24 protein-coding genes are annotated in these 25,435 nt (G+C 64.3%); 7 read left to right on the plus strand and 17 right to left on the minus strand.

Annotation, left to right across the window (positions count from 1 at the left end; all coding sequences use genetic code 11):
- Positions 1-14: 14 nt before the first annotated feature.
- From BJG93_RS17305 to BJG93_RS17325, 5 genes are all read right to left on the minus strand, one after another.
- Positions 15-983 (minus strand): quinone oxidoreductase family protein, encoded by a 969-nt coding sequence (locus BJG93_RS17305; protein WP_027195545.1) that lies wholly within the window; start codon positions 981-983, stop codon positions 15-17.
- A 96-nt stretch (positions 984-1,079) separates the two neighbouring features.
- Positions 1,080-4,148, minus strand: coding sequence for an efflux RND transporter permease subunit (locus tag BJG93_RS17310; protein WP_269217469.1), 3,069 nt, complete (start codon positions 4,146-4,148; stop codon positions 1,080-1,082).
- A gap of 16 nt (positions 4,149-4,164) precedes the next feature.
- The gene (locus BJG93_RS17315; RefSeq protein WP_027195547.1) at positions 4,165-5,316 is read right to left on the minus strand and encodes an efflux RND transporter periplasmic adaptor subunit; all 1,152 of its coding nucleotides are present in this window, start codon (positions 5,314-5,316) and stop codon (positions 4,165-4,167) included.
- A 51-nt stretch (positions 5,317-5,367) separates the two neighbouring features.
- Positions 5,368-6,897: an efflux transporter outer membrane subunit gene (locus tag BJG93_RS17320; protein ID WP_027195548.1), complete on the minus strand. Its 1,530-nt coding sequence runs from the start codon at positions 6,895-6,897 to the stop codon at positions 5,368-5,370.
- A gap of 250 nt (positions 6,898-7,147) precedes the next feature.
- Positions 7,148-7,882 carry a GNAT family N-acetyltransferase gene (locus BJG93_RS17325; RefSeq protein WP_027195549.1) on the minus strand — a complete coding sequence of 245 codons (735 nt, stop codon included), beginning with the start codon at positions 7,880-7,882 and terminating at the stop codon, positions 7,148-7,150.
- 91 nt (positions 7,883-7,973) lie between these two features.
- Here BJG93_RS17325 and pdxR point away from each other — a divergent pair, with 91 nt between their 5' ends.
- Positions 7,974-9,569, plus strand: coding sequence for a MocR-like pyridoxine biosynthesis transcription factor PdxR (gene pdxR, locus BJG93_RS17330; protein ID WP_027195550.1), 1,596 nt, complete (start codon positions 7,974-7,976; stop codon positions 9,567-9,569).
- A gap of 196 nt (positions 9,570-9,765) precedes the next feature.
- Positions 9,766-10,098 (plus strand): hypothetical protein, encoded by a 333-nt coding sequence (locus tag BJG93_RS17335; protein ID WP_027195551.1) that lies wholly within the window; start codon positions 9,766-9,768, stop codon positions 10,096-10,098.
- Positions 10,099-10,209: 111 nt separating this feature from the next.
- Here the strand turns inward: BJG93_RS17335 and BJG93_RS17340 are convergent, their stop codons facing one another.
- Positions 10,210-10,707 (minus strand): GNAT family N-acetyltransferase, encoded by a 498-nt coding sequence (locus BJG93_RS17340; protein WP_027195552.1) that lies wholly within the window; start codon positions 10,705-10,707, stop codon positions 10,210-10,212.
- 94 nt (positions 10,708-10,801) lie between these two features.
- The gene (locus BJG93_RS17345; protein ID WP_027195553.1) at positions 10,802-11,191 is read right to left on the minus strand and encodes a hypothetical protein; all 390 of its coding nucleotides are present in this window, start codon (positions 11,189-11,191) and stop codon (positions 10,802-10,804) included.
- Positions 11,192-11,340: 149 nt separating this feature from the next.
- Here BJG93_RS17345 and BJG93_RS17350 point away from each other — a divergent pair, with 149 nt between their 5' ends.
- Together BJG93_RS17350 and BJG93_RS17355 are read left to right on the plus strand one after the other, a co-directional pair.
- Positions 11,341-12,234 (plus strand): AraC family transcriptional regulator, encoded by an 894-nt coding sequence (locus BJG93_RS17350; protein ID WP_027195554.1) that lies wholly within the window; start codon positions 11,341-11,343, stop codon positions 12,232-12,234.
- A gap of 238 nt (positions 12,235-12,472) precedes the next feature.
- Entirely contained in the window at positions 12,473-13,837 is a 1,365-nt protein-coding gene (locus BJG93_RS17355; protein ID WP_027195555.1) for an MFS transporter, read from the plus strand.
- Between the two features lie 64 nt (positions 13,838-13,901).
- On the opposite strand, the gene BJG93_RS17360 is transcribed toward BJG93_RS17355, so the two are convergent.
- Entirely contained in the window at positions 13,902-14,747 is an 846-nt protein-coding gene (locus BJG93_RS17360; RefSeq protein WP_027195556.1) for an AraC family transcriptional regulator, read from the minus strand.
- Positions 14,748-14,780: 33 nt separating this feature from the next.
- Positions 14,781-16,274: a DHA2 family efflux MFS transporter permease subunit gene (locus BJG93_RS17365; protein ID WP_027195557.1), complete on the minus strand. Its 1,494-nt coding sequence runs from the start codon at positions 16,272-16,274 to the stop codon at positions 14,781-14,783.
- A 261-nt stretch (positions 16,275-16,535) separates the two neighbouring features.
- Between BJG93_RS17365 and BJG93_RS17370 the strand changes: the two genes are divergently transcribed.
- The 3 genes from BJG93_RS17370 to BJG93_RS17380 all read left to right on the plus strand — a co-directional run bounded on the left by BJG93_RS17370 (position 16,536) and on the right by BJG93_RS17380 (position 18,124).
- Complete coding sequence (locus BJG93_RS17370) at positions 16,536-16,766, plus strand: hypothetical protein (protein ID WP_154671742.1); 231 nt, start codon at positions 16,536-16,538, stop codon at positions 16,764-16,766.
- Positions 16,767-16,904: 138 nt separating this feature from the next.
- The gene (locus tag BJG93_RS17375; protein ID WP_051374264.1) at positions 16,905-17,750 is read left to right on the plus strand and encodes a DUF6402 family protein; all 846 of its coding nucleotides are present in this window, start codon (positions 16,905-16,907) and stop codon (positions 17,748-17,750) included.
- A 26-nt stretch (positions 17,751-17,776) separates the two neighbouring features.
- Complete coding sequence (locus BJG93_RS17380) at positions 17,777-18,124, plus strand: hypothetical protein (RefSeq protein WP_154671743.1); 348 nt, start codon at positions 17,777-17,779, stop codon at positions 18,122-18,124.
- 88 nt (positions 18,125-18,212) lie between these two features.
- Here BJG93_RS17380 and BJG93_RS17385 read toward each other — a convergent pair whose 3' ends face one another.
- From BJG93_RS17385 to BJG93_RS17420, 8 genes are all read right to left on the minus strand, one after another.
- Positions 18,213-19,436: a dienelactone hydrolase family protein gene (locus BJG93_RS17385; RefSeq protein WP_027195558.1), complete on the minus strand. Its 1,224-nt coding sequence runs from the start codon at positions 19,434-19,436 to the stop codon at positions 18,213-18,215.
- Positions 19,437-19,469: 33 nt separating this feature from the next.
- Positions 19,470-21,110 carry an AMP-binding protein gene (locus BJG93_RS17390; protein WP_027195559.1) on the minus strand — a complete coding sequence of 547 codons (1,641 nt, stop codon included), beginning with the start codon at positions 21,108-21,110 and terminating at the stop codon, positions 19,470-19,472.
- Between the two features lie 84 nt (positions 21,111-21,194).
- Positions 21,195-21,590: a RidA family protein gene (locus tag BJG93_RS17395; RefSeq protein WP_027195560.1), complete on the minus strand. Its 396-nt coding sequence runs from the start codon at positions 21,588-21,590 to the stop codon at positions 21,195-21,197.
- Positions 21,590-22,030: an acyl-CoA thioesterase gene (locus BJG93_RS17400; protein WP_027195561.1), complete on the minus strand. Its 441-nt coding sequence runs from the start codon at positions 22,028-22,030 to the stop codon at positions 21,590-21,592. Before BJG93_RS17400 ends, BJG93_RS17395 begins: the two co-directional genes overlap by 1 nt.
- Positions 22,027-23,205, minus strand: a complete 1,179-nt coding sequence (locus tag BJG93_RS17405) for an acyl-CoA dehydrogenase family protein (protein WP_174566133.1) — start codon at positions 23,203-23,205, stop codon at positions 22,027-22,029. The genes BJG93_RS17400 and BJG93_RS17405 overlap by 4 nt, the downstream gene beginning before the upstream one ends.
- A gap of 34 nt (positions 23,206-23,239) precedes the next feature.
- Complete coding sequence (locus BJG93_RS17410; protein ID WP_027195563.1) at positions 23,240-24,091, minus strand: enoyl-CoA hydratase family protein; 852 nt, start codon at positions 24,089-24,091, stop codon at positions 23,240-23,242.
- 19 nt (positions 24,092-24,110) lie between these two features.
- Positions 24,111-24,671 (minus strand): MarR family winged helix-turn-helix transcriptional regulator, encoded by a 561-nt coding sequence (locus tag BJG93_RS17415; protein WP_027195564.1) that lies wholly within the window; start codon positions 24,669-24,671, stop codon positions 24,111-24,113.
- Positions 24,668-25,435 (minus strand): SDR family NAD(P)-dependent oxidoreductase, encoded by a 768-nt coding sequence (locus tag BJG93_RS17420; RefSeq protein ID WP_407675311.1) that lies wholly within the window; start codon positions 25,433-25,435, stop codon positions 24,668-24,670. Before BJG93_RS17420 ends, BJG93_RS17415 begins: the two co-directional genes overlap by 4 nt.

Below are 25,435 nucleotides of genomic sequence, written 5' to 3' on the forward strand. Positions count from 1 at the left end.
GCATAGAGGGGCGGTTATTGCATGCGAATCACGACGCGCCCGCGCGTGCCGCCGGCGACGGCGTCGTAGGCCTCACGCGCGCGGGCGAGCGGAAATTCCTGCGCGATCGCCGGGCCGCTCAGCTTGCCGTTATCGAAGCCCTCGACGAGCGCCGTCATCAGAGGCGCCGATGCCGCGACGCTGAGCTTCGCGCTGTCGACGCCGAGCAATTGTGTCTCGTTGTGATAGAAATCGATCAGATCGAACTCGACGCGGCGCTTGCCGGTCCCGCTGATTTCGAGCACGCGGCCGCGCCGCCTGGCAAGACCCAGCGCGGTCTCGAACGCGACGCCGCCGACCGTGTCATAGACGACTTCGGCACCCGCGCCGCCGGTCAGTTCGCGCACCCGTTCGGCCGCGTGCTCGTCGAACGGCACGTAGGCGTCGATCAGGCGCCCCGCGGGCGTGGCCGGATCGAGCGGCCGGCGGTCGACGGCGATCACGCGCGCGCCGCGTGCTTTCGCGATCTGCACGACCGCGCCGCCGACACCGCCGCCCGCGCCAAGCACGGCAATGGTTTCGCCGGCCTGCAAGCTGGCGTATTCGACGGTGCCGAGCCACGCAACCACGAAGTTCACGCCGATCGCCGCGGCCTCGGCGTGGTTCAGCGCGACCGGCTTGCGCGCCAGCGCCGCGAGCGGAATGCTGAGGTATTCGGCGTGCGTGCCGTCGCGCGTGAAGCCGATGTCGCCGCCGGTGCCCCACACCTCGGCGTCGAGCCATGCGGCCGGCCCGTCCACCACCACGCCGCTGAAGTCGCGCCCCGGCGTGCGCGGCAGCACCGTGTGTTCGAAATGGCCGGACACGTTCTTCACGTCGCTCGGGTTGACCGAGGCCGCCATGACCCGCACGACCGCGTGGTCCGCATCGGCTCGAGGCGTCGGCAGATCGACGTATTCGAGCACTTCGGGGCTGCCAAAGGATTTGAACTGGATCGCTTTCATCGTGCGGGGCTCCGGTTGGTCTTGCGCCGCGTTGTGCGGCGAATCCACCGTAGTCTAAGTGACGCGCGCTAAGACATCAGTGCGAAGCCGCGGGCCTTAACCCGCCTGACCCGCCTCGCCGGCCTTTGGCGACCGGGCATGCCGCTGATGATCGGCGGCCAGAAACATGTACATCGCCGGCACGACGAACAACGTGAACAGCGTGCCGATCGACATCCCCGTGAAGATCACGAGCCCCATCGCGTTGCGGCCCGCCGCGCCCGCGCCCGAGGCGATCACGAGCGGCACCACGCCGAGCACCATCGCCGCGGTCGTCATCAGGATCGGGCGCAGCCGCACGCCCGCCGCTTCCTCGACCGCTTCGCGCTTGGCGCGGCCCGCGCGCTGCAATTCGTTGGCGAACTGGACGATCAGGATGCCGTGCTTGCTGACGAGACCCATCAGCGTGACCAGGCCGACCTGGGTGTAGATGTTGAGCGTCGTCAGGCCGAGGTTGATGAAGATCAGCGCGCCGAACAACGCCATCGGCACCGAGATCAGGATCACGATCGGATCGCGGAAGCTCTCGAATTGCGCCGCGAGCGCGAGGAACACGATGATCGTCGCGAGCAGCAGTGTGATGACGAAGCCGCCCGACTCCTGCACGAACTGACGCGACGCGCCCGAGTAATCGGCCGAATAGCCGGCCGGCGCGACCTGCGCGGTCGCCTTGCGCAGAAAATCGAGCACCTGGCCCTGCGACACGCCCGGCACCGTCACGCCGGAGATCGTCGCCGAATTCAACTGCTGGAAGTGGTTGATCGATTCGGGCGCCACGCGGTGTTGCAGATGCGCGACCGTCGACGCCGGAATCACACTGCCGTCCGGCGTGCGCAGATAGTAGTCGAGCACCTGCGACGGATTGAGCCGGTCGATCTGCAACACCTGCGGGATCACCTTGTACGAGCGTCCCGCAATCGAGAAGTAGTTGACGTAGCCGCCGCCCAGCGCCGACCCGAGCGCCTGTCCGACGTCGCTCTGCGACAGCCCGAGCGAGGCCACCTTGTCGCGATCGACGACGAGCGTCGCTTCCGGCTTGTCGATTTTCAGGTCGGTATCGACGAAGAAGAACATGCCGCTTTCGCGCGCTTTTTCGAGCACCGCCTGCGACACCCCGTCGAGGTTTTCGAACGGCTCGGTCGTGCTGATCACGAACTGTACCGGCAAGCCCTGCGAGCCCGGCAGCGGCGGAAACTGGAACGCCGCGACGCGCGCGCCCGCGATCTGATTCCACTTCTGCTGCAACTCCTGCTGCAATACGGTCGCGTTCCTGTCGCGCTGATCCCACGTCTTGAACAGCACGCCGCCGATGCCCCGATTGACGCTCGGCGAGCCCGTGAGCTGGAACATCTGCGAGTATTCGGGCAGCGTCTTCGAGGCATCGAACACCTGGTCCGCGTAGGTCTGCATTTGCTCGATCGTCGCGTTCGGCGGCCCGACGACCTGCGAAAGCACGACGCCCTGGTCTTCCTGCGGCGCGAGTTCCGACTTCGAGGTCATGAACAGGTACACGGTGCCGCACAGCAACAGCACGCCCATGATCACGAACACGGGCCAGGTATCGAGCGTCGCATGCAACAGCCGGCCGTAGCCGCGATGCACGCGCTCGAACTGTCGATCGACGAAACGCGCGAAGCGCCCCGACTCCTGCTCGGCGCGGAAAAAGCGCGAGCACATCATCGGCGACAACGTGAGTGCGATCACGCCCGATACCGTCACCGCGCCCGCGAGCGTGAACGCGAACTCGGTGAAGAGCGCGCCCGTCAGCCCGCCCTGGAAGCCGATCGGCGCATACACGGCGATCAGCACGACGGTCATCGCGAGGATCGGGCCGCCGAGTTCACGCGCGGCGATCAGCGCGGCGTCGAACGGCGCCTTGCCTTCGTGCTTCATGTGCCGATCGACGTTCTCGACCACGATGATCGCGTCGTCCACGACGAGCCCGATCGCGAGCACGAGCGCGAGCAGCGTCAGCAGATTGATCGAATAGCCGAGCACCTGCATCACGAAGAACGTGCCGATCAGCGACAGCGGCATCGCGATCAGCGGCACGATCACCGCGCGGAAGCTGCCGAGAAACAGGAAGATCACGACCGTCACGATCGCGAGCGCTTCGACCAGCGTCTTGATCACTTCCGCGATCGCGGTGTTGACGAAGTCGGTCGCGTCATAAACGATGTCGCCCGTCATGCCGGTCGGAAACTGCCTCTGCAATTCGGGAAACACGACTTTTACGCGCTTGGCCACGTCGAGAATGTTCGCGTCCGGCGCGACCTTGATGCCGATGAACACCGACCGCTTGCCGCTGAACGCGACGTTGAAGTCGTAGCTGTCGGCGCCGAGCACCACGTTCGCGACATCCTCGAGACGCACGATCGAGCCGTTCTTCTGCTTGACGACGAGCTGTTTGAAATCGTCGACGGTATGCAGGTCCGTGCCTGCTTGCAGGTCGACGCTGACCATCTGCCCCTTCGTCGAGCCGAGCGTCGCGAGATAGTTGTTGTTGCCGAGCGCGGTGTACACATCGCTCGCGCTTACGCCGTGCGCGGCAAGCCGCGCCGAATCCAGCCACGCGCGCATCGCGAACTGCCGGCCGCCGAGCACCTCGGCGGTCTGCACGCCCTCGATCGAGTCGAGCTTCGGCTTGACCACGCGCAACAGGTAGTCCGTGACGTTGTTGCTCGGCAGCACGCTGCTGTAGAAGCCCATGTACATCGCGTCGGTGGTCTGTCCCGTCTGCACCGTGAGCACCGGCTGCTGCGCCTGCGGCGGCAACTGGTTGCGCACCGAGCCGATCTGCGTGTTGATTTCGGTCAGCGCGCGGTTCGCGTCGTAGTTCAGGCGCAGCGTCGCGGTGATCGTCGACACGCCCGTGATGCTCGTCGACGACATGTAGTCGATGCCCTGCGCCTGCGCGATCGCCGCTTCGAGCGGCTGCGTGATGAAGCCGGCGATGGTGTCCGAGTTCGCGCCATAGTAGGCCGTCGTGATCGTGACGACCGCGTTCTCGGTCTGCGGATACTGGCTGACCTTCAGCACCGCGAGTGCACGCAGCCCGAGCACGAGGATCAGCAGGCTCACGACCGAAGCGAGGACCGGCCGGCGGATGAAGATGTCCGTGAACATGATCGGGCGGCCTCGCTTATTGTTCCTGTGGCGTCGGATTCGGACTGTCCGACGGCTGAACCTTGTTGTCGATGATCAACGGCGTGCCGTTCTTGAGCTTGATCTGGCCGCTCGTCACGACCTGGGTGCCGTCGTCGATGCCCTTGAGAATCGCCACCTGGTCGCCGCGCGTCGGCCCCGGTGTCACGAACACCTGCTGCGCGACGGGCAGCGTCTTGCCCTGCGCGTTGGGCTGCGTGCCGGGCTTCACGACGAACACGGTCGCGCCGTAGGGGTTGTAGGTGATCGCCGTTTGCGGCAGGGTCAGGTAGCGCTGTTGGGCCCCCGAGTCGATCTTCACGTTCGCGTACATACCGGGCAGCAGCTTGCGCTCGCGGTTGTCGACGTTCGCTTCGATTTCTACGTTGCGGGTCGCGCTATCGACTTTCGGGCTCACCGACTGGATCTTGCCGGTGAAGGTTTGCCCGCTGTACGCGTTGGTATCGACGCTGACGGTCGCGCCGATCGCGAGTTGGCCGAGCTGTTGTTGCGGCACGGAGAAGTCGGCGTAGATCGGATCGATGGCTTGCAGCGTGACGATCGCATCGCCGGGATTCAGGTATTGCCCCGGATTGATCGTCGTGATGCCGAGGCGGCCCGCGAACGGCGCGCGAATCGTCTTCTTGTCGACCAGCGCCTGCTGTTGCGCGACTTGCGCCTTCTTGGCCTTCAGGTCGGCCGCGTCGGCGTCGAGCTGCGCCTTCGCGATCGCCTTGATGTCGTACTGTGCGCGGTCGCGCTCGTACACGGTCTGCGCGAGTTCGGCCGCGGCCTGCAACGACCGCAGCAGCGCGACGTCGCTGTCGGCGTTGAGTCGCACGAGGATCTGTCCGGCTTTCGCTTCCTGTCCCGACACGAACGCAACCTCGCGCACCAGACCGGCAACTTCGGTCGTCACGTCGACGCCGCGCACCGCGCGCAGGCTGCCGACCGCCGCGAGCTGCGGCTGCCACGACTGATAGTGGACCACCACCGCCGATACCGTGGCGGGCGGCGCGGTGTTGGCTGCCATGAACTTCGCGAACATGTGCGCGCGGAACAGGTTGAAGCCGACCAGCGCGGCGAGCAGCAAGCCGACGCAGATCAACATGATCACCATCCGCTTCGTCATCGGTTTTCTTTCGGCCATCGTGATGTCCTTGCTCGGCTTGGGGCGCGGGCTGGGGTTGCGTCAGCGCGCTCAGTGCGGCGTTGCGGCGGTTGCTGTTGCTGCCGATGACGGCGACGAATCCGGCGCGGCCGCATTCCACCAGCCGCCGCCGAGCGCCTGGAACAGCGCCGCGGTATCGGCGTAACGCGCTGCCTGCGCCTGCGCGAGACTCACGACCGTTTGCTGATACTGGCGTTGCGCGACGAGCAGCGCGAGGTAGCTCACGCCGCCGACGCGATACTGCCCGCGCGTCAGTTCGAGCGAATCGCTCGCGGCGCGCGACGCGTCGGTCTGCGCCCGCAGGCCGGTCGCGTCGTGTTCGAGCGCGCGCAGCGCGTCGGCGACGTTCTGGAACGCGAGCAGCACCGTCTCGCGGTATTGCGCGCCGGCCTGCTCGTAGGCGGCTTGCGCAGCGCGCTTCTGCGCGCTCAGCTGGCCACCGTGAAAGACCGGCTGCAGCAAGCCCGCGCCGATGCTCCAGATCGTGCTGCCGGCCCTGAGGACCTGGGCCGGCGTCAACGCCTCGGCGCCGTAGCTCGCGGACAGCGTGATCTGCGGATACATCGCCGCGGTCGCTACGCCGATCTGCGCGCTCGCCTGATGCAGCGTGGCGTCGGCGGCGAGGATGTCGGGGCGCTGGCGCACCAGCGACGACGGCAGGCTCACGGGCAGCGTGTCGGGCAGCGAGAACATGTCGAGCGTGAAGTCGGGCACCGAGGTATCGCTTGGCAGTTTGCCGGCGAGTACTGCGAGCTGATGGCGCGCCTGATCGAGTTGCTGATAGAGGGGCGGCAGCGTCGCGCGGGTCTGCGCGAGCAGCGTTTCCTGCGCCAGCACGGCCACGCGGCTCGCGCCGCCGAGTGCGAGCTGCTGATTCAGCACGTCGAGCTGCTGCTGTTCCTCGGTGGCGATCCGCTCGGTCGCATCGATTTGCGCGCGCACCGACGCTTCCTTGACGGCCGCCGTGACGAGGTTGGCCGATATCGCGAGGTAGGCAGCCTGCAACTGGAAGCGCTGATAGTCGATCTGCGCATGCAGCGCTTCGAGTTCGCGCCGCGCGCCGCCGAACACGTCCAGCTTGTATGAGACGTTGACCGATGCGTTGTAGAGATTGAATTCCTCGACGAGGCCGGGCTCGCCGAACGCGATGCCGTTGACCTTTTCCCGTGTGGCGCCAAGTTGCGCGTCGACGCTCGGCAGCAAGGTGCCGCCGGCCTGCGCGTAGAAATTCTCACGGGCTTGGCGCAAAGCGGCCTGCGCCGCGGCCATGTTCGGGCTGTTGGCGATGGCCTCGCGGATCAGCGCGTCGAGCGGCTCGCAATGAAACAGCGTCCACCATGCGGCGGGAATGTCCTGGGCCGGCGCGAAACGCTGCGGCAAGCCGGCGGGGCCCGGCGCGGAGGCGGTCTGGTCGGGCAGCGGCGTGGCGGTGAAGGTGTTGGTGGCCGGCGCGGGTGGCGAGTGGTAGTCGGGGCCGACCATGCAGCCGGCCAGCGCCGCGCAGCCGCACAGCGCAACGTAGATGCGTCGCCAGACAATACGCTGACTCACGTCGATCATCGATCTACCTTGTCTCGCCAGTGGCGGGTGGACCGGACGAAGAGGTTCAGGTCACCCGAACGTTCCTGGAGTTGTCTTGCTGTCGCTGGAATTTACCATGCACGGCGCGAACCGCGCTTGGCCTCGTCTTCGCCGGCCGACGAAGGCGGATACGAGATCACGTAGGAGGGACGCCGCCCGGTTCGCCGATGAATCCGCGGATCGCGGCGGCGCGATTTCCCCGGCGGCGCGCTGATTCGATCGTCTGGTTTTAGCGGGCCTCGTCGGCCGCTCGCCGCTGCGCGATCAGATCGGCGAGCCGCTCGGCCTGCTGGCCTTGCGCATCGAAATTGTTCGCGTCGAGCCAGCGTTGATAGGACGAGCGCAACGCTGGCCACTCGCTGTCGATGATCGAAAACCACGCCGTGTCGCGATTGCGCTCGCGGTAGACGATCGCCTGCCGGAAGATCCCCTCGAACGTGAATCCATAGCGCAGTGCGGCCTTGCGCGACGGCTCGTTCAGCGAATCGCATTTCCATTCGAAACGCCGGTAACCGAGCTTGTCGAACACTTCGCCGAGCAGCACGAACATCACATCGGTCGCGACGCGCGTGCGCTTGAGCCGCGGCGAATACACAACGTGGCCGACTTCGATCACGCCATTGGCGGGATCGATTCGCATCAGCGCGAGCGTGCCGACCGGCTTGCCGGTCGCCAGGTCGATCACCGCGTAGTGCAGCGGATCTTTCGATGCTGCCATCCGCGCCAAATGCTCGCGATAGGCCGCGAGGCTCTCGAACGGGCCGACCGCGAGATAGGTCCAGTCGCGGCCGTCGGTGGCCGAGCGGTACGCGTCGAAGAGGTCGGCCGCGTGGCGCTCGACGTCGACGGGTTCGAGGCGGCAATAACGGCCGCTCAGCGGTTCGCGGCCCGGCGGCTGCGCGCCGTGCCAGCCGGGTACGGGCACGCCGATCGGCTGGCCGTAGACGTCACGTGTGGGTTCCATGTCTTGTTCTCCTGTTGATGCCGGCACGATACGGCAAACGTGGTATGTTCAAAAGATCCACGACACGCTTATTCGATAGATCCAGCCAACCATGATCGAAATCATCGGACCGCTCGTCCACGCGGACGCCGCCGACGCCGCGCGGCCCGCGCCGCTGCAAAAGCAACTGATCGACCGTCTGCAGCAGGCGATCCTCGCGGGTCGTCTGCCGGCCGGATCGCGGCTGCCGTCGTCGCGACTGCTCGCCGCCGAAATGGGCGTATCGCGCAACACGGTCGTGATCGCCTACGAGCATCTGGTCGCCGTCGGCTATGTGATCGCCGATCGCCAGGGTACGCGCGTGAGCCCGCTATCGAGCCCCGCCGCGCGTGGCGAGCGGGCGGCGGCGTCGGCCGCGTCGGAGGTCGTCTACGCGGCACGCGTCGAGCAGTTCGCGGCGTCGCACCATCACGCCGACAACGCCGACGCGCTGACACCCGGCACGCCCGCGCTCGACCGTTTCCCGCTTGCCGCATGGCGGCGCGCGCTCGACCGGGCGATGGAGCGTGCATTGCCGCGCGCGCTCGGCTACGGCACGCCGGCTGGCGAGCTCGCGTTGCGCGACGCGATTGCCGCGCATCTGCGGATGGCGCGCGGCGTACGCTGCGATGGTTCGCAGGTCGTGATCACCGAGGGCGCGCAGGAGGCGCTCAATCTGTGCGTGCGACTGCTGACCAATCCCGGCCATATCGGATGGATCGAAGACCCGGGCTATCGCGGCGCAAAGGCCGCCTTTACCGCCGGCGATTTGCGCGTGCTGCCGATCCCCGTCGACGCCGAAGGCATGGCGGTGCCAGCCGACGCCTGGCGCACGCATCCGCCGAAGCTGATCTATACGTCTCCCGCGCATCAGTATCCGACGGGCGCGGTGCTATCGGTGGCGCGGCGGCTGGCGCTGATCGCGCAGGCGCGGCGCTGCGGCGCGTGGCTGATCGAGGACGATTACGACGGCGAGGTGCGCCATACCGGCGAGCCGATCGCGAGCATGCAGGGCCTCGTCGACGAGGCACCCGTGCTGTACGTCGGCTCGTTCAGCAAGACGATGTTTCCGGCGTTGCGCATCGGCTTCGTCGTGCTGCCTCACGCGATCGCCGCGCGCGCCGCTGTTGCGCTGCAAGAGATGCTGCGCGGCGGGCATCGGCTGGAGCAACTGGCGCTCGCGCAGTTCATCGAAAGTGGCGAGTTCGGGCGGCATCTCGGGCGGATGCGGCGGCTCTACCGCGAGCGCCAGCAGGCGCTGCGCGACGCGCTGGCCGAGCATTTTCCCGCGGCGACGATTTTGGGCGGCGATTGCGGCATGCATCTGACGCTGCGGCTGCCCGCGTCGTTCGACGATCGCGCCGTCGCGGCGCGGGCGCAGACGCGGGGGCTCAGTCCGCGCGCGCTGTCGGGGTTCGCGATCGGGGAGCCGGGGGACAACAACGGGCTCGTGATCGGGTATGGCAACACGGAGGCAGAGCGCTTGGAGCCTGCGGTCAGAGTGCTGGCGGAGTTGGTGCGGGAGATGGAGGGCGACGCGCGAGCGGCTGCGAAACGCTCGGCAAAACGCGCGGAAAAGCGCGCGGAAAAGCGCGCGGCAAAGCCCGCCGCCCGGCCCCGCAAAAAGCCCGCCCCGCAACGCCGCCCGCCCGCCGCCCCGGCAACCTGAAGTTTTGCGTTTGTCCGCCCAGCCCATGTCGCGCTATCGTGTCGTATGCGCGGCGACTTCGTAGTTCCGACGTGCTGGTTTGCCCGCATGTGCCGCGGTTGCCCGGCTCGCCGCATCGCGGGCGTGGCGCCGGCGCCGGGCACGGACAAGGCGTTGACTGTGGTTATCGATGACGATCTATCAGACCGGAGACGACATGAAGGAAATCGAACCGACCCCGTGGTTTGACCTTGCCATTCATACGCCCGTACGCGAGGGCTGGTACGAGGTGCAGTTGCCGAGCGGGGACACCGCGTTTGCAAAATTTGGCGATGGCGTATGGACCGAAAAGCCGTTGCTCGTATTCACGCATTGGCGCGGCCTGTCTGCCGATCCGACGCAAGCCGCCGATGGCGCGGCGGAGTCGGTCAATGCCGAAGCCACTGCGGCGCAGGGCGTGCGCGCCGCCTGGAACGCGTTCTTCCCGGGACTCGGCGAAGAGCAGCACAAGCCGCTCAATGCGATGCCGAATGGCAAGGCGCCGCATTGAGGGTCCATCGACATTCGCGTGAAGGCTGATCGAGCGGCGGCCTATCGGCTTGTTCGCGGCGGGCGATGCGTTCGAGGTGGCGCCGGTCGCGGCCCGCGCGCAGTGACGCGCTTATGCGTTCCGTTCGGTTTCGCCTTCGGCGAATGCTGTGAGCGCATCCCCAGCGAGACGGTAACGCACCCATTCGCTTTGCGGATTCGCGCCGATCGACTTGTAGAAGCCGATGGCCGGCTCGTTCCAGTCGAGCACGCTCCACTCGAAGCGGCCGCAGCCCGTTTCGCAGGCGATTTGCGCGAGATGGCGCAGCATCTGTTTGCCCGCGCCGCTGCCGCGCGATGCGGGCGATACGTACAGGTCTTCCAGGTAAAGTCCCTGCTTGCCGAGCCACGTCGAATACGAAAAGAAGTACACGCAAAAACCGACGGGCTCGCCGTTCATTTCGCAGATCAGTGCCTTCGCGGGGGCGCCCGCGCCAAACAGGCTCTTTTCGATATCTTTGACGCCGGCGACGACTTCGTGCTCGGCTTTCTCGTAGACCGCGAGTTCGGTGATGAAGCGCAGGATCAGGGTGGCGTCGGACGCGGTGGCGGGGCGGATGTGGATGGTCAAGGCTGATTGCTCGGTGAGTTCGGTGGTGAATCGAACTCACATCGTAGCAAAGAGCCGAAGGCTCGTGGCCGGTCCGGCCTTGCACGCACCGAGGCTATTGAAGGAACGTCGGCAATCCAGACTCGCTACGCCGCTTCCTCGGCTTAGGTTCCACTCCCACCCGCGGATCGCGTCGCAGCACAAGCGCCGTCAACTGCTGCACCGCGCCTTCAAACGCCGGATCTTCCTGTGGCACGTAAAGCCATTTGCCCAGCACCGGGTGAGGCCGCAGCGCAGGCATATCGGCAATCAGAGCAGCATGGCGCTCTCGCGACGTACAGACGAGCAACCCGTTCCATGGCTTATCGCGATCGGCGGCAACCAGACACAACAGCCCATCGATATACGCAGCGTCGCTACCGAACATCCGTCGGCGCACATAAGTCGGATCGCGTTCGAACGCGTCAAAGATCCACAGGAGCGAATTGCTGATCGAAGAGGGCATCGGCGGAAAATCCTGATAGGCGAGCGGATAAAGATAAGTGTACGTAAATCTCTGGGCTCGGCAGCGAGCCGATCGAAGATCGAGCAAGTCCGGCTAGGTAAGATGTGCCCAACCTCGGCGACCATATCGGCACTCGCACGATCCAGACCATGCCAGCTTACACAGACGCCACCGCTACCTACACGAAGCGCTTCGAAGCCGTTCTCGCCTATATCGATGCCAACCTCGAGGGCGATCTGTCGGTCGACGCGCTAAGCCGCATCGCAAACTTCTCGATGTTCCATTTTCATCGGCAGTTTGTCGCGTATGTGGGCGTGCCCGTCGCACGCTATGTGCAGCTGATGCGCTTGCGTCGCGCGGCCCGCCGTCTCGCGTCGCAAGCGTCGTGCTCGGTGCTCGATGCCGCGCTCGACGCCGGCTTCGACAGTCCCGAAGCCTTCAGTCGTGCGTTCAAGCGGGCGTTCGGCACGGCGCCGAGCGCGTTCCGGCGGCATCCAACATGGCAATTCTGGAGTGCGAGTTTTATCGTTCCCTACCTTTCGAGGAAACTGACCATGCAAGTGCAAATCGTCGATTTTGCTGAAACCCGCGTTGCCGCGCTCGAACATCGGGGTCCACCTGGACTCGTCAACGCGAGTGCACGCAAGTTCATCGACTGGCGTATTCAAAGCGGACAATCGCCGGTGGCGTCGAGCAGGACCTTCGGCATTCCGCACGGCAATCCGGACACGGTGCCGGCAGAAGCCTTCCGCTTCGAGATCTGCGCAGAGATCGACGAGCCTGTCGCGCCGAATGATTATGGTGTGCGTGAACGGGTGATTCCAGGCGGCCGGTGCGCGGTGATTCGGCACACGGGATCGACCGACCACATCGGCGAGACGATCTATCCGATCTTTCGCGACTGGCTCCCTTCGAGTGGAGAAGAATTGCGAGACCAACCGCTCTTTTTCCACTATCTGAGCGTTTTTCCCGAGACGCCGCTGGACCAGTGGCAGACGGATATTTATCTTCCGTTGCTGTCTTCACGCCGTTCCGACGGGTGACGAATCGTCGAAATGCTTCGGAGTCGGTATCAATTGCATTGAAACGATGAATGCATGATCGTCTTTTGAGTAAAAAAGGCGATTTGTCGAAACCCAACTCCGAAAGTAAAGCGGATCTCTGCGAATAGCGGGTTCGAGCGCGGCTTTTATCGGTCCGCGCCTCGCGTCATCATCGGAACCGCGCAATACACCGATTGTCAAACATATCGCCGTCCATTCGCATTTGGGGAGATATCAAATGACTGTCGCCCAATCGGAATCAATATCCCTCTCGGATGACGAGGCTCGGCGCCAGTTGCGCCGGGCTGTCATCGCCAGCACGATCGGTACCACCATCGAATGGTATGACTTCTTCCTGTACAGCATCGTGACCGGTCTGGTATTCGCGAAGCTGTATTTCCCGGAATCGGACCCGCTTGTCGGCACACTCCAGGCTTTTTTGATTTACGCGGTCGGCTTTATCGCGCGGCCGGTGGGCGCGGCGATTTTCGGTCACTATGGCGATCGCATCGGGCGAAAAGCCACGTTGATCGTGACGCTGTTGCTAATGGGACTCGCGACGTTTGCCGTGGGCTTTGTGCCGACCTACGCGACGATCGGCATCTGGGGAGCGATTCTGCTCACGGTGCTGCGCTTCATTCAGGGTGTGGGCGTTGGCGGCGAGTGGGGCGGCTCGGTGCTGATGTCGATGGAATGGGCACGCACCAACAAGCATCGCGGTTTCGTCGCGTCCTGGCCGCAGTTCGGCGTACCGGCGGGATTGTGCATTGCAAACCTGGTAGTGCTGGCCACCAGCCAGATGTCTGGCAGCGCATTTCTCACGTGGGGCTGGCGGGTGCCGTTTTTCCTCAGCATCGTGCTGGTCGCGATCGGCCTTTACATTCGCTTGAGTATTCTCGAGACGCCGATCTTCGCGAAGCTCCTCGCTGAGCGCAGGATTGAAAAGGCGCCGATGCGCGAAGTATTGCGCCGGCAACCGAAAGACATTCTTCTGTCGGCGCTCGCGCGCATGGCCGAACAGGCGCCTTTCTATATTTTCACGGCCTTTATATTCACCTATGGCGTGATGCGGCTGGGCGTCACACGCGACCTGTTGCTCACGGCGGTGCTGGCCGCTGCGGTGCTGGAATTATTTACGATTCCGTTCTTTGGTCACGTGTCTGATCTGATCGGGCGGCGACGCATGTACGTGATCGGCGCTGCTGCTGCCGGGCTATTCGGTTTCCTGTACTTCTTTATGCTCGGCACCCGTAACCCGACATTGATCTTTGTGGCCATCGTGCTTTCGCTGCTTCCGCACGCAATGATGTATGGTCCGCAGGCCGCGTTGATCGCCGAGTCGTTCACGGGGCGCTTGCGTTACAGCGGTGCGTCGATGGGCTACCAGTTGGCCTCCGTCATCGCTGGCGGTCCCGCGCCGTTGATTGCGACGGCGCTCTACGCTTACTTCCATTCGGGCTTTGCGGTGGCGTGGTATGTGTTCGCGTGTGGGGTGATTAGCGTGGCGGCTGCCATGCGATTGGGCGATCGCACGAATAAGGACATTTCGCGGGAATACGACGACGTGCATGCGGTGCATGACGAGAGACATGCTACTCCGTGATCGGTCAGGCGGATGGGCGCCCACCGCGGCCATCCGCCGAATCAACCATCAACTCTTCAACTCTTCAACTCTTCAACGGCAGCCAGACTTCGACTCCGCCCATTCCCGTCACCGGATCGAACTGCTCGCCATACCGTTCGAAATTCGGCGCATCGGCAGGCACGTGCCCTGATGCGGGCAACCACTGATTCCAGATCGTATTCATCGTGCGGCGAATGCCCGAGATGTGCTCTCGATGGCTGAACACCGCATAACGTTGCGCGGCGATGCGTACACGACTCAGCTCCGGCGGCAACGCCGAAAAGTCGCCGACTTCGACGCCGCACAGGTAGTCGAAGTTACCCAGTTCATCGGCGTTGTAGCTAACGCCATAAGCCACTTGGCCGACCTGTCCCGGCACCTTGCCGTACCAGGCGCCAAAGCGCTGCCACTGCGATGGAATCGACTTGCTGGTCTCGCAGGTATAGCGCTCGCTCAGTCCAGCGACGAGAAACGGCGTGCCGTCTTCGAAGCGCGGCGGGTCCAGATGGGTCAAAAGGGTTTCGTCCATTTTGATCGGCTCCACGATGCTCAGGTTGTCGAGATGACCCCGCGCGCGCAGCGCGTCGGGCGTGAGCCCGAACTGCTCGCGAAACGCGCGCGTGAATGCTTCGTGAGAGCCGTAACCGGCATCGATGGCGAGCGCCAGAATGTCGGGCGCGCCGTCGGCGAGACGCTGCGCGGCGACGCTCAAGCGACGCGCGCGCAGGTAGCGCATCACCGAAAGCCCGGTTGCCGCTTCGAACGCGCGCGCCAGATGAAAACGCGACACCCATGCGCAGCGGGCGATGTCGTCGAGCGTCAAGTCGCCGGCGAAGTGGCTTTCGATAAACCAGAGCGCTTTTCCAGCCGGATTCGTCTCGGCTCTCATGTCAGCATGAAGCCAGCATAGTCGGTGGCGAACTCAGGCATTTGATCGCGCTTGCGGTTTTGCAGTGGCGGCCGTGGGCCGAGTCGAATCCGCCGCCTCCCCATCCACGCCCGCAGCAGCGCCCACCTGCCCCGGCCTCAGCCACAGCCCGCCCACCACGCCGGCCGTCGCCGCAAAAACCGCCCCAAACAGAAACGCGACGTGATACCCGCTGTTCAGCGCAACCGCCGCACTCGACGACGCCTGCATCGCCTCGCTGCGCGCCGCGGCAAGACTCGCGAGCACCGCGAGCCCGAGCGCCCCGCCCATCATGAACGACGTGTTGACGATGCCCGACGCGAGGCCCGAATCGGCGGGATCGACGTCGCTCATCGCGGCCAGCAGCAGCGGGTTGAACGCGATGCCCGCGCCGAAGCCGAGCAGCATCATGCCGGGCAACACGTCGATCACGAAGCTGCCGTCGACGGGCGCGCGTGCGAATAGCGCAAGCCCGCAGGCCGCGAGCAACAGGCCCGCCGCGAGCGGCCGACGCAGCCCGAAGCGCATCACCACACGCGCCGACACGCCGAGCGAGAAGAGTCCCATGATCAGGTTCGCGGGCAGAAACGCCAGCCCCACCTGCAACGGCCGATAGCCGAGCACGCGCTGCAGATACAGTGCCGAAATAAAGAACCACGCGAACATCGCGGCCGCCCACAACACGCCCACTACGTTCGCGGTCGCGACATTGCGCAAACGCAGCAGACCGAGCGGCATCAACGGATGTTGGACTCTGGCTTCGATCGCGAGGAATGCGGCTAGCAGCGCCAGCGCGGCGAACAGCAGGCCGAGCGTCTGCGTCGAAGTCCAGCCCGCCTCGTTGCCGTTGACGACCGCGTAGACCGCCAGCATCAGCGATGCGGTGACGCTGAGCGCGCCGGCCACATCGAGCCGTTCGCCGTGCGCGTGTCCGCGCGCGTCGGGCAGAAGCGCGACGCACAGCGCGTACACCGCAATGCCGATCGGCAGATTGACCAGAAAGATCCAATGCCAGCTCAGCAGGTTAGTGAGCAGTCCGCCAAGCAGCACGCCGATGCTGCCGCCGCCCGCGCAGACGAAGCCATACACGCCCATCGCTTTCGCGCGTTCGCCGGATTCGGTGAACAGATTCATGATCAGCGACAAGGACACGGCGGACACGATCGCCCCGCCCAAGCCCTGCACGGCGCGCGCGGCGACGAGCAGGATTTGCGAATTCGCGAGGCCGCAGGCGAGCGAAGCGAGCGTGAAGAGCGTAATGCCGCAGAGAAACAGCTTGCGGTGTCCGTACAGGTCGCCAAGCCGTCCACCGAGCAACAGACAGCCGCCGAACGTCAGCATGTATGCATTGACGACCCACACGAGCGAGGTTTCGCTGAAGCCGAGATCGGCGGCGATGGACGGCAGTGCGACGTTCACGATGGTCGTGTCGAGCACGATCATCAGCACGCCCAGGCAGAGCACGATCAGTGCGAGCCAACGTTGTTTGCCGTGGAGGGAATGGGTCATGCGGGCGCCCCTTTGCTCGCGTTCTGGCGACTATCGACGATGGGTTTTCGAGTCTAGCACCAGTGCATTTGGCGTCCAACTACGAAATCCTGGGCGGCGGGGTGGCGCAAGGCGGTGGCGCCTTTGACGGCTCGGCGGTGAATTCTGAGCCGTTTTCGGCATCCTCTGATTGCGATCAGCTAACTTGAGCGTCAAAAATCAAATGAGCGAGGAAAGCTCCAATCCGGAGAATCGCGCATCCGAGAATGAGACGATCCAGTTATGAGCGACGAAGACAAAATCGCGTATTTCAGGGTAAACAAGCTGTTGTGGAGATGGACGCGATGCGAGGGAGCGGAAGGTTGCACCGTTGTCCGCGAAGGGCAGCTTTCGATAGATAAAGCCCCACCGCCGCTGTCAAAACAACCGGAACTGACGGTGACATCGAACGGGCCCGCGCCTGAGTCGCATCGACCGGCCCCATTGGTCAAATTTATCGACGACATCGAGTAAATATCCGACGCCTTTACGCGTTTCAATTCGTGGCTGAACACGCCGCGCCCGCCGGAAAAACAGCAAGCCGTACCGGATACGAGGCAGAAACAAGAACAGATCGTCCCGCCGTTCGACATTCAGGAGATTCCCGGCGCAATGCGCAAGGAACTTATGCCAGTGTCGGCAAAGTTAATGGAACGTTGGTTTGCCGGGGAACTCAACTACGGGCCCACCGATAAAGACGTTGCGGCCGAAATGAATCAGAAAGGAGTGCCTTATCCTGCGGAAATGTATGACACGACGACGATCAAGCTCGATTGGGTATTGAAGCATCGACGAGCTAAAGACCCATACGGCGACTTGATAAAGACGCAGATCTACACAGCACGCGCAAGACAAGCACTGAAGGAGATTCTCCTGCCATATGCCGGGAGGCCATGTCTTGACGCGAACAGCGAGTGCGCGGGAAACCCCTCGACGCTTCACCGGCATTTCCAGTTCCAGTATGTGAAGGTCGGAAGCTCGCTGTCTCAGAAGATCGGAGAGCTTCTCTATGCTGACTTCCACAATAACGGGGTTCCTGACGATCTGACGGGCGCGTTGGGATCGTTCAACATATACGCGGCCTTTGGGTACGCCGACTTTCGCAGGGAAGGCACTACCAGGGTCGCCGAAATCTCCGCTATCTATGTATACGTTAAGGATAGTTATGACTTCACGGACAAACAGGGCGAAGTGTCGCAGTATCTTGGTCACTGGAGCGTAAACGGGGTGATCGTTCTGGCGTACAACGGCGCGATGTCATATCTGAACCAACCGTACTTATATTTTTCCTATCCTGTTGCGCTGGGGAACTCGAAGGTCAAGGGCAATGTGTACTACCCGGTTCACAATAAGGACTTTAAGGAGTGGGCGACAAAGCACCAGCGAGGAGGTGACTTTGTGATCTACTCGGACCGAAGGTTTGTCCGAATCGACCCACCGATCAAGGTGAATTTGTGAAACCGAGGCGATTGATCGGACGGAGCGTGGCAGTGCTTGCCGCCGGGTTTACCGTGTTTCTCGTCGCCACGCACACCGATAGCCGGGATGCGAGCGAATGCATCAAAAGCACGTCAAAAAACGGCCGCTACACTGCGCAGCGATGCCTGCTCCAATGGAGAGGTGGCAATAACCCCGATTATCTCGGCCAGGTCTACGATGCCACGTCAGGCACACTGCTAGTACGCAGAACCTTCAGCACACCCGTTCCTGAACTGATTTGGCTGGACGACGATGGCGTTTCATTTTCCCGCGGCGGCGACGACGCGTCGTTCGTGAAGCTGCCACCGTCACTCTATGACCGGACGATGGCCAGACTTTCATCGAGAGATTGACGAGCTTTCGGTCTTGCGTGCCGCCGTCAATACGCGCTGCCAGCGCGAGTCATTCAGATAACACACCGCGACCGCAGCACCGCTTCCCTCAAACCTTCGACCTACCCCCCATCAACCCATTCGACGGCAACGTCTCATCCAGCAGCTTCCTCGCACTTTCGATCCCCGCCACCGGCAAGCCCTCGGGATCGAGCAGCCCCACCTGCACGAGCACCGAAGCCTGATCCCAATAGATGTGTTCGTTATAAAGCTTGTCACCGCGGAAGCACACCACGGCGAGCATCGGCACCTCGAAGTACTTGCCGGTCGGCGCGACGCCCGGCAGCAGCCAGTCGATCTCGCAGCTATGCGTGCAGCTAAAAATGAATTCATCGACGATGCGGTCGGAGCCGATCGTGCGCGAAATCGGAATCAGCTTCGTGTCGGGCGGATTCGAGTTGACGAAATGGTGCGTGTAAAAGCGCTTCAGATTGTCGTGTCCGACACCGCCCGTCATCGTCGGCACGTGATTGACGTAGGGCTCGGCGACCATCGTCGGCATCACCGCGTCGACGTTGCGTGTCGCGAACTCGTGATAGCAATGCGCCTCCCAAAGCGCGTTCAGATCGTAGAGCGGACCGAGCACCTTGCGTAGCAGCGCGAGCGTGCGCGAGTACGCCATCATCGCGGCGGGCTTGTCGTACTGCTTGCGCTGCGGCGCGGCAAACGCGTGATCGCAGCCGGGATACACGTACTGCTCGACTTGCGGCCGCGTGCGCAGTGCCGCGCCAATGCGCTCGCGCGTGTCAGGCGGGCAGTGCGCGTCGTTTTCGGGGAAGTGGAACACCATCGGGCAGCGGATTGCCGATACTTCGTCGAGATGCGCTTCGAGGCCCACGCCGTAATAGCTGATCGCACAATCGACGTCGGTGCGCGCCGCGCTCAGAAACGCGAGCTTGCCGCCCAGGCAGTAGCCCACCACGCCCACCTTGCCGGCCTGCTCGGGTAGTTCGCGCAACGTGGCGATGGTGGCGGCGATGTCCTTCACCGCGACATCAGCGTCGAACTGGGCCAGATAGCCGAGCGCCTGTTTCATGTCGGCGTCGCCGTAGCCAAGCGAGATACCGGGCTTGATACGCCAGAACAGATCGGGCACGAGCACGACGTAGCCTTCCTCGGCGTAGCGATCGGCGCTCGCCTTCATCGTCTCGTTGACGCCGAAGATTTCCTGCAGCAGCACCAGTCCCGGGCCCGAGCCCTGCGCGGGGCGCGCGACGTATGCGTTGAAACGGCCACCATCGTGGGCGATGACTTCGATGAAAGAGCCGGCCATGCAGTCTGCCTCCAGTCTCACGAAAGATAGGGGTTACGTCATCGTGCGCAACTCAAAACGTTTGAGCTTGCCGGTTTCGGTCCGCGGCAGCGCGCCGACGAACGTGATGACGCGCGGATATTTGTACGGCGCCACGTTATTTTTAACGAAATCCTGCAGTTGCGCGACCAGTTTATCGTCGGCCGTGTAGCCGGGGTTGACCACCACGAAGGCCCGCACGATCTGCCCACGCGTTTCGTCGGGCACGCCGATCACGCCGCATTCGGCCACCGCCTCGTGCTGCAGCAGCGCGCTTTCCACTTCGGGACCGGAAATGTTGTAGCCGGCCGACACGATCATGTCGTCTGCGCGCGCCTGGTAGAACACGTAGCCGTCCGCATCGAGATAGACCGAATCGCCCGGCAGGTTCCAGCCGTCGCGCACGAAGCGCAGCTGCCGCTCGTCGGCCAGATAGCGGCAGCCGGTCGGGCCGCGCACCGCGAGCTTGCCGATCGTGCCGGGCGGCACGGCTTGCATGTCGTCGTCGACGGCTTGCACGACGTAGCCCGGCACCGCGCGGCCGATCGCGTTCGGGCGGATCTGCGCGCCTTGCGACGAAACGAAGATGTGGATCAGCTCGGTGCTGCCGATGCCGTCGATCATGTCGATGCCGGTCGCCTCGCGCCACAAACGCCGCGTCGAATCGGGCAGCGCCTCGCCGGCCGACACGGTCTTCTTCAGCGACGCCACGTCATACTGCGCGACGAGCGGCGCCATCTGCCGGTAGAACGTCGGCGCGGTGAACATCACGGTCGCATGAAAACGCTCGACCACGTCGAGCAAGGCCTGCGGTGTGAGCTTTTCGACGAGCACCGTCGACGCACCGACGCGCAGCGGAAAGCACAGCAGCCCACCGAGCCCGAACGTGAACGCGAGCGGCGGCGTGCCGCAGAAGATGTCGCTCGCGGACGGCTTCAGCACATGACGCGGAAACAGATCGCACATCGCGATGACGTCGCGATGGAAATGCACGCAGCCTTTCGGCGCGCCGGTCGTGCCGCTCGTGAATGCGATCAGGCAGACGTCGTCGGCGGCGGTGTCGCACGCGGTGAAGTGTTCGGGCTTGTTGACGGCGAGCGTGTCGAGCGAATCGGCCGAGTCGTCGTGAAAGCGGCGCGTCTGCTTCAGCACCGGGCAGTAGCACTCGTCCTGCGGATTCGTGCAGCGCTCGAGTTCCGCGGTCAGACGCGCGTCGCAAAGCGCGGCGCCGACCTGCGCTTTCTCGATGATCTGCTTGAGCTCCTTCGCGCGCAGCAGCGGCATGGTCGGCACGACGACGAGCCCGGCCTTCAGCGCCGCGAGTGCGGTGACGGCCATCTGCAAGGTGTTCGGTCCGCGCAGCAGCACGCGATTGCCCGGCCGCAAGTCCATTTCATCGACGAGCACATGCGCGCTGCGGTTCACCAGCGTGAGCAGTTCGCCGTATGTGGTTGCCTGCGGCTTGCCGTCCACGTCGGACCAGATCGCCGGCCGGTCGCGATGCCCCGTCTCGATGGTCCGCTCGAGCAGTTCGGTCGCGCAGTTCAGCCGCGGCGGATAGGCGACGTCCGGATTGTCGAGCAGAAAGACGGGCCATTGATCCTGCGGCGGAAGATTGTCGCGCGCGAAAGTATCGACGTGTGCTGACGGTTCCATCATGGTCTCCCGAGGCGTTGTGCCGGAAAATACGCTTCGTTTGGTGTGAAGGACTGGTCTATGTTTGCGCTACCTGTGCGACGTTCAGTACGGAATCACCGCGGTGGCTTCGATCTCGACCTTCGCGCGGTCTTCCATCAGGGCAACGACCTGCACCGCGCTCATCGCGATGTCGTAGTCGCCGATCAGTTCGCGAAACGCGCGGCCGATTTCCTTCAGCGACGCGAGGTACTCGCGCTTGTCGGTCACGTACCACGTGAGGCGCACCAGATGCTCCGGCTTGCCGCCCGCCTCGCGCAGCACGGCCAGCAGATTCTTCAACGCTTGCTCGGATTGCCGCGCGAAGTCGTCGGTATGGAACTGCGCCTGTTCGTCCCAGCCGATCTGACCGGCGATGAACACCTGCGTGCCGGTCGCCGCGACGCCGTTCGCGTAGCCGCGCGGTTTGACCCAGCCGGCGGGGAGGAGAGCTTTTTTCATCAGCGATGCGCCTCGATGGAGGAGGACGATGGGGCATACGCCGCGAGCGCGCTCGCGATGTCGCCGGGAATAGCGATCGATTTGCCGCTGTCGAACGACATGAACACGAGCACCTGTTGCGAGCGGAACCGCGTTTCGCCGTTGCAATGACCGTGAATCTCGATGCCGATCGAACTGCGGCCGATGGTGGTGACGCACAGCGTGAGCAGGATCGTCTCGCCCATCTGGCTCGGCCGCGAGAACTCGCAGTCGAGCTTCACGATCGGCAGGCCGATGCGGCGCTGCGCGATCATCTGCGCGTAGTCGATGCGCAGGCCCTCGTTGAACCAGTCTTCGACGAGTACGTTGGTCATCACGAGGTACTGCGGAAAGTACACGATGCCCGCGGGATCGCAGTGCGAGAAGCGGATGCGTACGGGCCGCTCGAACGACGTGCTCATTGCGCGTTCCCGTTCGCGGCGGCATGCGCCTTCAACAGATCGCGGCCGACGATCAGCTGTTGCACCTCGGTCGCGCCTTCGTAGATGCGCAGCGCGCGGATCTCGCGGTACAGTACTTCGACCGCCGTGCCGCTTTGCACGCCCATGCCGCCGTAGAGCTGCACGGCCGCGTCAATGACCTGCTGCGCGCCTTCGCTCGCGTGCCACTTCGCCATCGCGGCTTCGCGCGTGACGCTTTCGCCCTGGTCGCGCAGCCACGCGGCGCGATAGACGAGCAGCGCGCTGCTGTCGATCGTCAGCGCCATCTGCGCGAGCTTCGCTTGCGTCAACTGGAAGTCGCCGAGCGTCTGGCCGAACATCTTGCGCGACGCGGCGCGCGCGAGCCCCTCGGCCATCGCACGGCGGGCGAAGCCGAGCGATGCGGCCGCCACCGACGTGCGGAAAATATCGAGCGTGCGCATCGCGATCTTGAAGCCTTCGCCGGCCACGCCGAGCATCTGGCTTTTAGGCACGCGCGCGCTCGTGAAGCGCAGGCGCGCGAGCGGGTGCGGTGCGATCACGTCGATGCGCTCTGCGATGTCGAGGCCCGGCGTCTGCGCATCTACAACGAACGCGCTGATGCCGCGCGCGCCCGGCGCCTCGCCGGTGCGCGCGAACACCACGTAGAAGTCCGCGATGCCGCCGTTCGAAATCCACGTCTTCTCGCCGTCGAGCACGAAGTGGTCGCCCTCTTCGCGCGCGGCGAGCGCCATCGCCGCGACGTCCGAGCCCGCTTGCGGCTCCGACAGCGCGAACGCGGCGATCGCCGTACCGCTCGCGACGCGCGGCAGATAGCGCGCTTTCTGCTCATGCGTGCCCGCGAGCGAGATCGCGCCCGAGCCGAGGCCTTGCATCGCCAGTGCGAAATCGGCGAGCCCCGAATGGCGCGCGAGCCTTTCGCGCAGCAGGCACACGGCGCGCGTGTCGATCATGTCGCCGTGGCCGCCGTACGCGAGGCCGCCCACGCCGTATTTCAGCCAGCCGGCCCGGCCGAGTTCGCGCACCAGCAGACGGCAGATGGCATCGGTGTCGCCATGTTCGTCATGCGTGAGGTGCGCGCGGCACCACGCGTCGATGCCAGCCGCGAGTTCGCGATGGCGCGGCTCGAAAAACGGCCACGCGAGCGGACTATGCATGTCGATCGGGGCGTTCTGCTGGTCGGCGCTCAACTCAGTCTCCTTCGAACGCGGGACGGGTCTTCGCCGCGAACGCGTTGTACGCGCGCTCGAAATCGCGCGTGCCCATGCAGATCGCCTGTGCTTGCGCTTCGGATTCGATCGCCTCGTCGATGCTCATGCTCCACTCCTGGTGCAGCATCTTCTTCGTCATGCCGTGCGCGAAGCTTGGGCCAGCCGCGAGATCGGCGGCGAGCGTGTGCGCTTCTTCGACGAGCGCGGCCGGGTCGCACAGGCGGTTGTAAAAGCCCCATGCGTGAGCCTCTTCGCCGCTTGCCGAGCGGCCGGTGAACAGCAGCTCGGCGGCGCGTCCCTGGCCGATGATGCGCGGCAGCATCGCGCATGCGCCCATGTCGCAACCGGCGAGGCCGACGCGCGTGAACAGGAACGCGAGCTTGCTGCGCGCGGTGCCGAGGCGCAGGTCGGAAGCCATCGCGAGGATCGCGCCGGCGCCCGCGCAGACGCCGTCGACGGCTGCGATGATCGGCTGCGGGCAATGGCGCATGGCCTTGACGAGGTCGCCGGTCATGCGCGTGAACAGCAACAACTCGGGCATCGGCAAATCGACCAGCGGCGCGATGATGTCGTGCACGTCGCCGCCCGAGCAGAAGTTCTCGCCCGCGCCGTGCAGCACGACGGCTTTGACGTCGGTCGCATAGGCGAGATCGCGAAACAGGTCACGCAGCTCCGCGTACGATTCGAAGGTCAGCGGGTTCTTGCGCTCGGGGCGGTTCAGCGTGATCGTCGCGACCTTGTCGGTCACCGACCAGCCGACATGCTTCGCGTCATAGCCAGCCAGGGTCAGGCGGTTGCCGGCCAACAGTGCGTCGGCGTTGGATCGTGTCATGTGTTCCTCCGGTGCGAAGTCAGCCTTTCAGGCTGTCGAGCAGATGCTGTTTGAGCTTGCCGAGATCCTGATGGGTATGCATCTTCTCGTCGAGGCTCAGGCCGCCGAACATTTCGACCACCCATTGCTCGTGCGCGACGGCCATCCTGTCGAACGCCTTGCGGCCAGCGGGCGTCAGGCACACGCTGATTGAGCGGCGGTCGCTCGGATCGGTATCGCGCGCGACGAGTCCTTCTTTTTCGAGCTGATCGGTGATGCCCGTGACGTTGCCTCCCGTCACCATCAAACGGCGCGACAACTCGGTCATCTTCAGGCCTTCGGGATGGCGTTCGAGTTGCGCCATCAAATCGAAACGCGGCAACGTGGTGTCGAATTCGGTACGCAGGCGTTTGCGCAATTCAGCCTGCACGAGGTTGGTGGTAGTCAACATACGCAGCCACAATCGCAGGCCCATGTGGCTGTCCGCACCGGTGCTCATTTCGAGGTCCACGACGTTCTCCGCGGGTTCGGCGATGCCTTTGCGCGACGGTTTCGGATGCGCTGCCGCCGCCGGCTTTTTTGCTTGCGTTGATTTGCTCACATCACTTCTCCACCGGAAATGGAAATGGCTTGCCCGGTGATCGCATCCGAGCCGGGGCGGCACAGCCACAACACCGCGTTTGCGACCTGCTCCGGACTCACGACGCGGCGCTGCGGGTTCGAGCGCAGCAGCGTTTCGCGGGCCTGTTCTTCGGTGCGCGAGGTCTTGCTCGTGATCTGCTGGAGTGACGCATGCAGTAGCTCGGTTTCGGTATAGCCGGGGCACACCGCATTGACCGTGATGCCGCGCGTCGCGGTTTCGAGCGCGAGCGAGCGCGTGAGACCGATCACGCCATGCTTCGCGGCGCAATACGCGGCGACGTACGCATAACCGATTTGCCCCGCGGTGCTCGCGACATTGACGATGCGGCCATAGCCGCGCTCTAGCATGCCGGGCAGTACAGCGCGAGTGCCGAGGAACACGCCGGTCAGATTCACGTCGAGCATCCGTTGCCACAGCGCGATATCGGTGTGCGTGAACGGCGCGGCCTGCGCCTGCCCCGCGTTGTTGACGAGGATATCGACGGCGCCCGCCTGATCGAATGCGCGCGCCACCGAGTCTTCTTGCGTGACGTCCACGCTGATACACGCGACGTCGCCCAGCGCCGCGCATTGTTCGCGCTGAGCGTCGAGGCGTTGCACGTTGCGGCCCATCAGCGTGATGCGCGCGCCGGCGTGCAGCAGCGTGTGCGCGATAGCCGCACCGATGCCGCTGCCGCCGCCGGTGACGACCGCATGTTGTCCGGCAAGAGCGGTATCTGACAT

Source organism: Paraburkholderia sprentiae WSM5005, from assembly GCF_001865575.2.
GTDB lineage: Bacteria > Pseudomonadota > Gammaproteobacteria > Burkholderiales > Burkholderiaceae > Paraburkholderia > Paraburkholderia sprentiae.

Coding starts and splice junctions, on each gene's coding strand:
- BJG93_RS17305 (WP_027195545.1), bottom strand. CDS start 983: ATGAAAGCGATCCAGTTCAAATCCTTTGGCAGCCCCGAAGTGCTCGAA.
- BJG93_RS17310 (WP_269217469.1), bottom strand. CDS start 4,148: ATGTTCACGGACATCTTCATCCGCCGGCCGGTCCTCGCTTCGGTCGTG.
- BJG93_RS17315 (WP_027195547.1), bottom strand. CDS start 5,316: ATGGCCGAAAGAAAACCGATGACGAAGCGGATGGTGATCATGTTGATC.
- BJG93_RS17320 (WP_027195548.1), bottom strand. CDS start 6,897: ATGATCGACGTGAGTCAGCGTATTGTCTGGCGACGCATCTACGTTGCG.
- BJG93_RS17325 (WP_027195549.1), bottom strand. CDS start 7,882: ATGGAACCCACACGTGACGTCTACGGCCAGCCGATCGGCGTGCCCGTA.
- pdxR (WP_027195550.1), top strand. CDS start 7,974: ATGATCGAAATCATCGGACCGCTCGTCCACGCGGACGCCGCCGACGCC.
- BJG93_RS17335 (WP_027195551.1), top strand. CDS start 9,766: ATGAAGGAAATCGAACCGACCCCGTGGTTTGACCTTGCCATTCATACG.
- BJG93_RS17345 (WP_027195553.1), bottom strand. CDS start 11,191: ATGCCCTCTTCGATCAGCAATTCGCTCCTGTGGATCTTTGACGCGTTC.
- BJG93_RS17350 (WP_027195554.1), top strand. CDS start 11,341: ATGCCAGCTTACACAGACGCCACCGCTACCTACACGAAGCGCTTCGAA.
- BJG93_RS17355 (WP_027195555.1), top strand. CDS start 12,473: ATGACTGTCGCCCAATCGGAATCAATATCCCTCTCGGATGACGAGGCT.
- BJG93_RS17360 (WP_027195556.1), bottom strand. CDS start 14,747: ATGAGAGCCGAGACGAATCCGGCTGGAAAAGCGCTCTGGTTTATCGAA.
- BJG93_RS17365 (WP_027195557.1), bottom strand. CDS start 16,274: ATGACCCATTCCCTCCACGGCAAACAACGTTGGCTCGCACTGATCGTG.
- BJG93_RS17370 (WP_154671742.1), top strand. CDS start 16,536: ATGAGCGACGAAGACAAAATCGCGTATTTCAGGGTAAACAAGCTGTTG.
- BJG93_RS17375 (WP_051374264.1), top strand. CDS start 16,905: ATGCGCAAGGAACTTATGCCAGTGTCGGCAAAGTTAATGGAACGTTGG.
- BJG93_RS17385 (WP_027195558.1), bottom strand. CDS start 19,436: ATGGCCGGCTCTTTCATCGAAGTCATCGCCCACGATGGTGGCCGTTTC.
- BJG93_RS17390 (WP_027195559.1), bottom strand. CDS start 21,110: ATGGAACCGTCAGCACACGTCGATACTTTCGCGCGCGACAATCTTCCG.
- BJG93_RS17395 (WP_027195560.1), bottom strand. CDS start 21,590: ATGAAAAAAGCTCTCCTCCCCGCCGGCTGGGTCAAACCGCGCGGCTAC.
- BJG93_RS17400 (WP_027195561.1), bottom strand. CDS start 22,030: ATGAGCACGTCGTTCGAGCGGCCCGTACGCATCCGCTTCTCGCACTGC.
- BJG93_RS17405 (WP_174566133.1), bottom strand. CDS start 23,205: ATGCATAGTCCGCTCGCGTGGCCGTTTTTCGAGCCGCGCCATCGCGAA.
- BJG93_RS17410 (WP_027195563.1), bottom strand. CDS start 24,091: ATGACACGATCCAACGCCGACGCACTGTTGGCCGGCAACCGCCTGACC.
- BJG93_RS17420 (WP_407675311.1), bottom strand. CDS start 25,435: ATGTCAGATACCGCTCTTGCCGGACAACATGCGGTCGTCACCGGCGGC.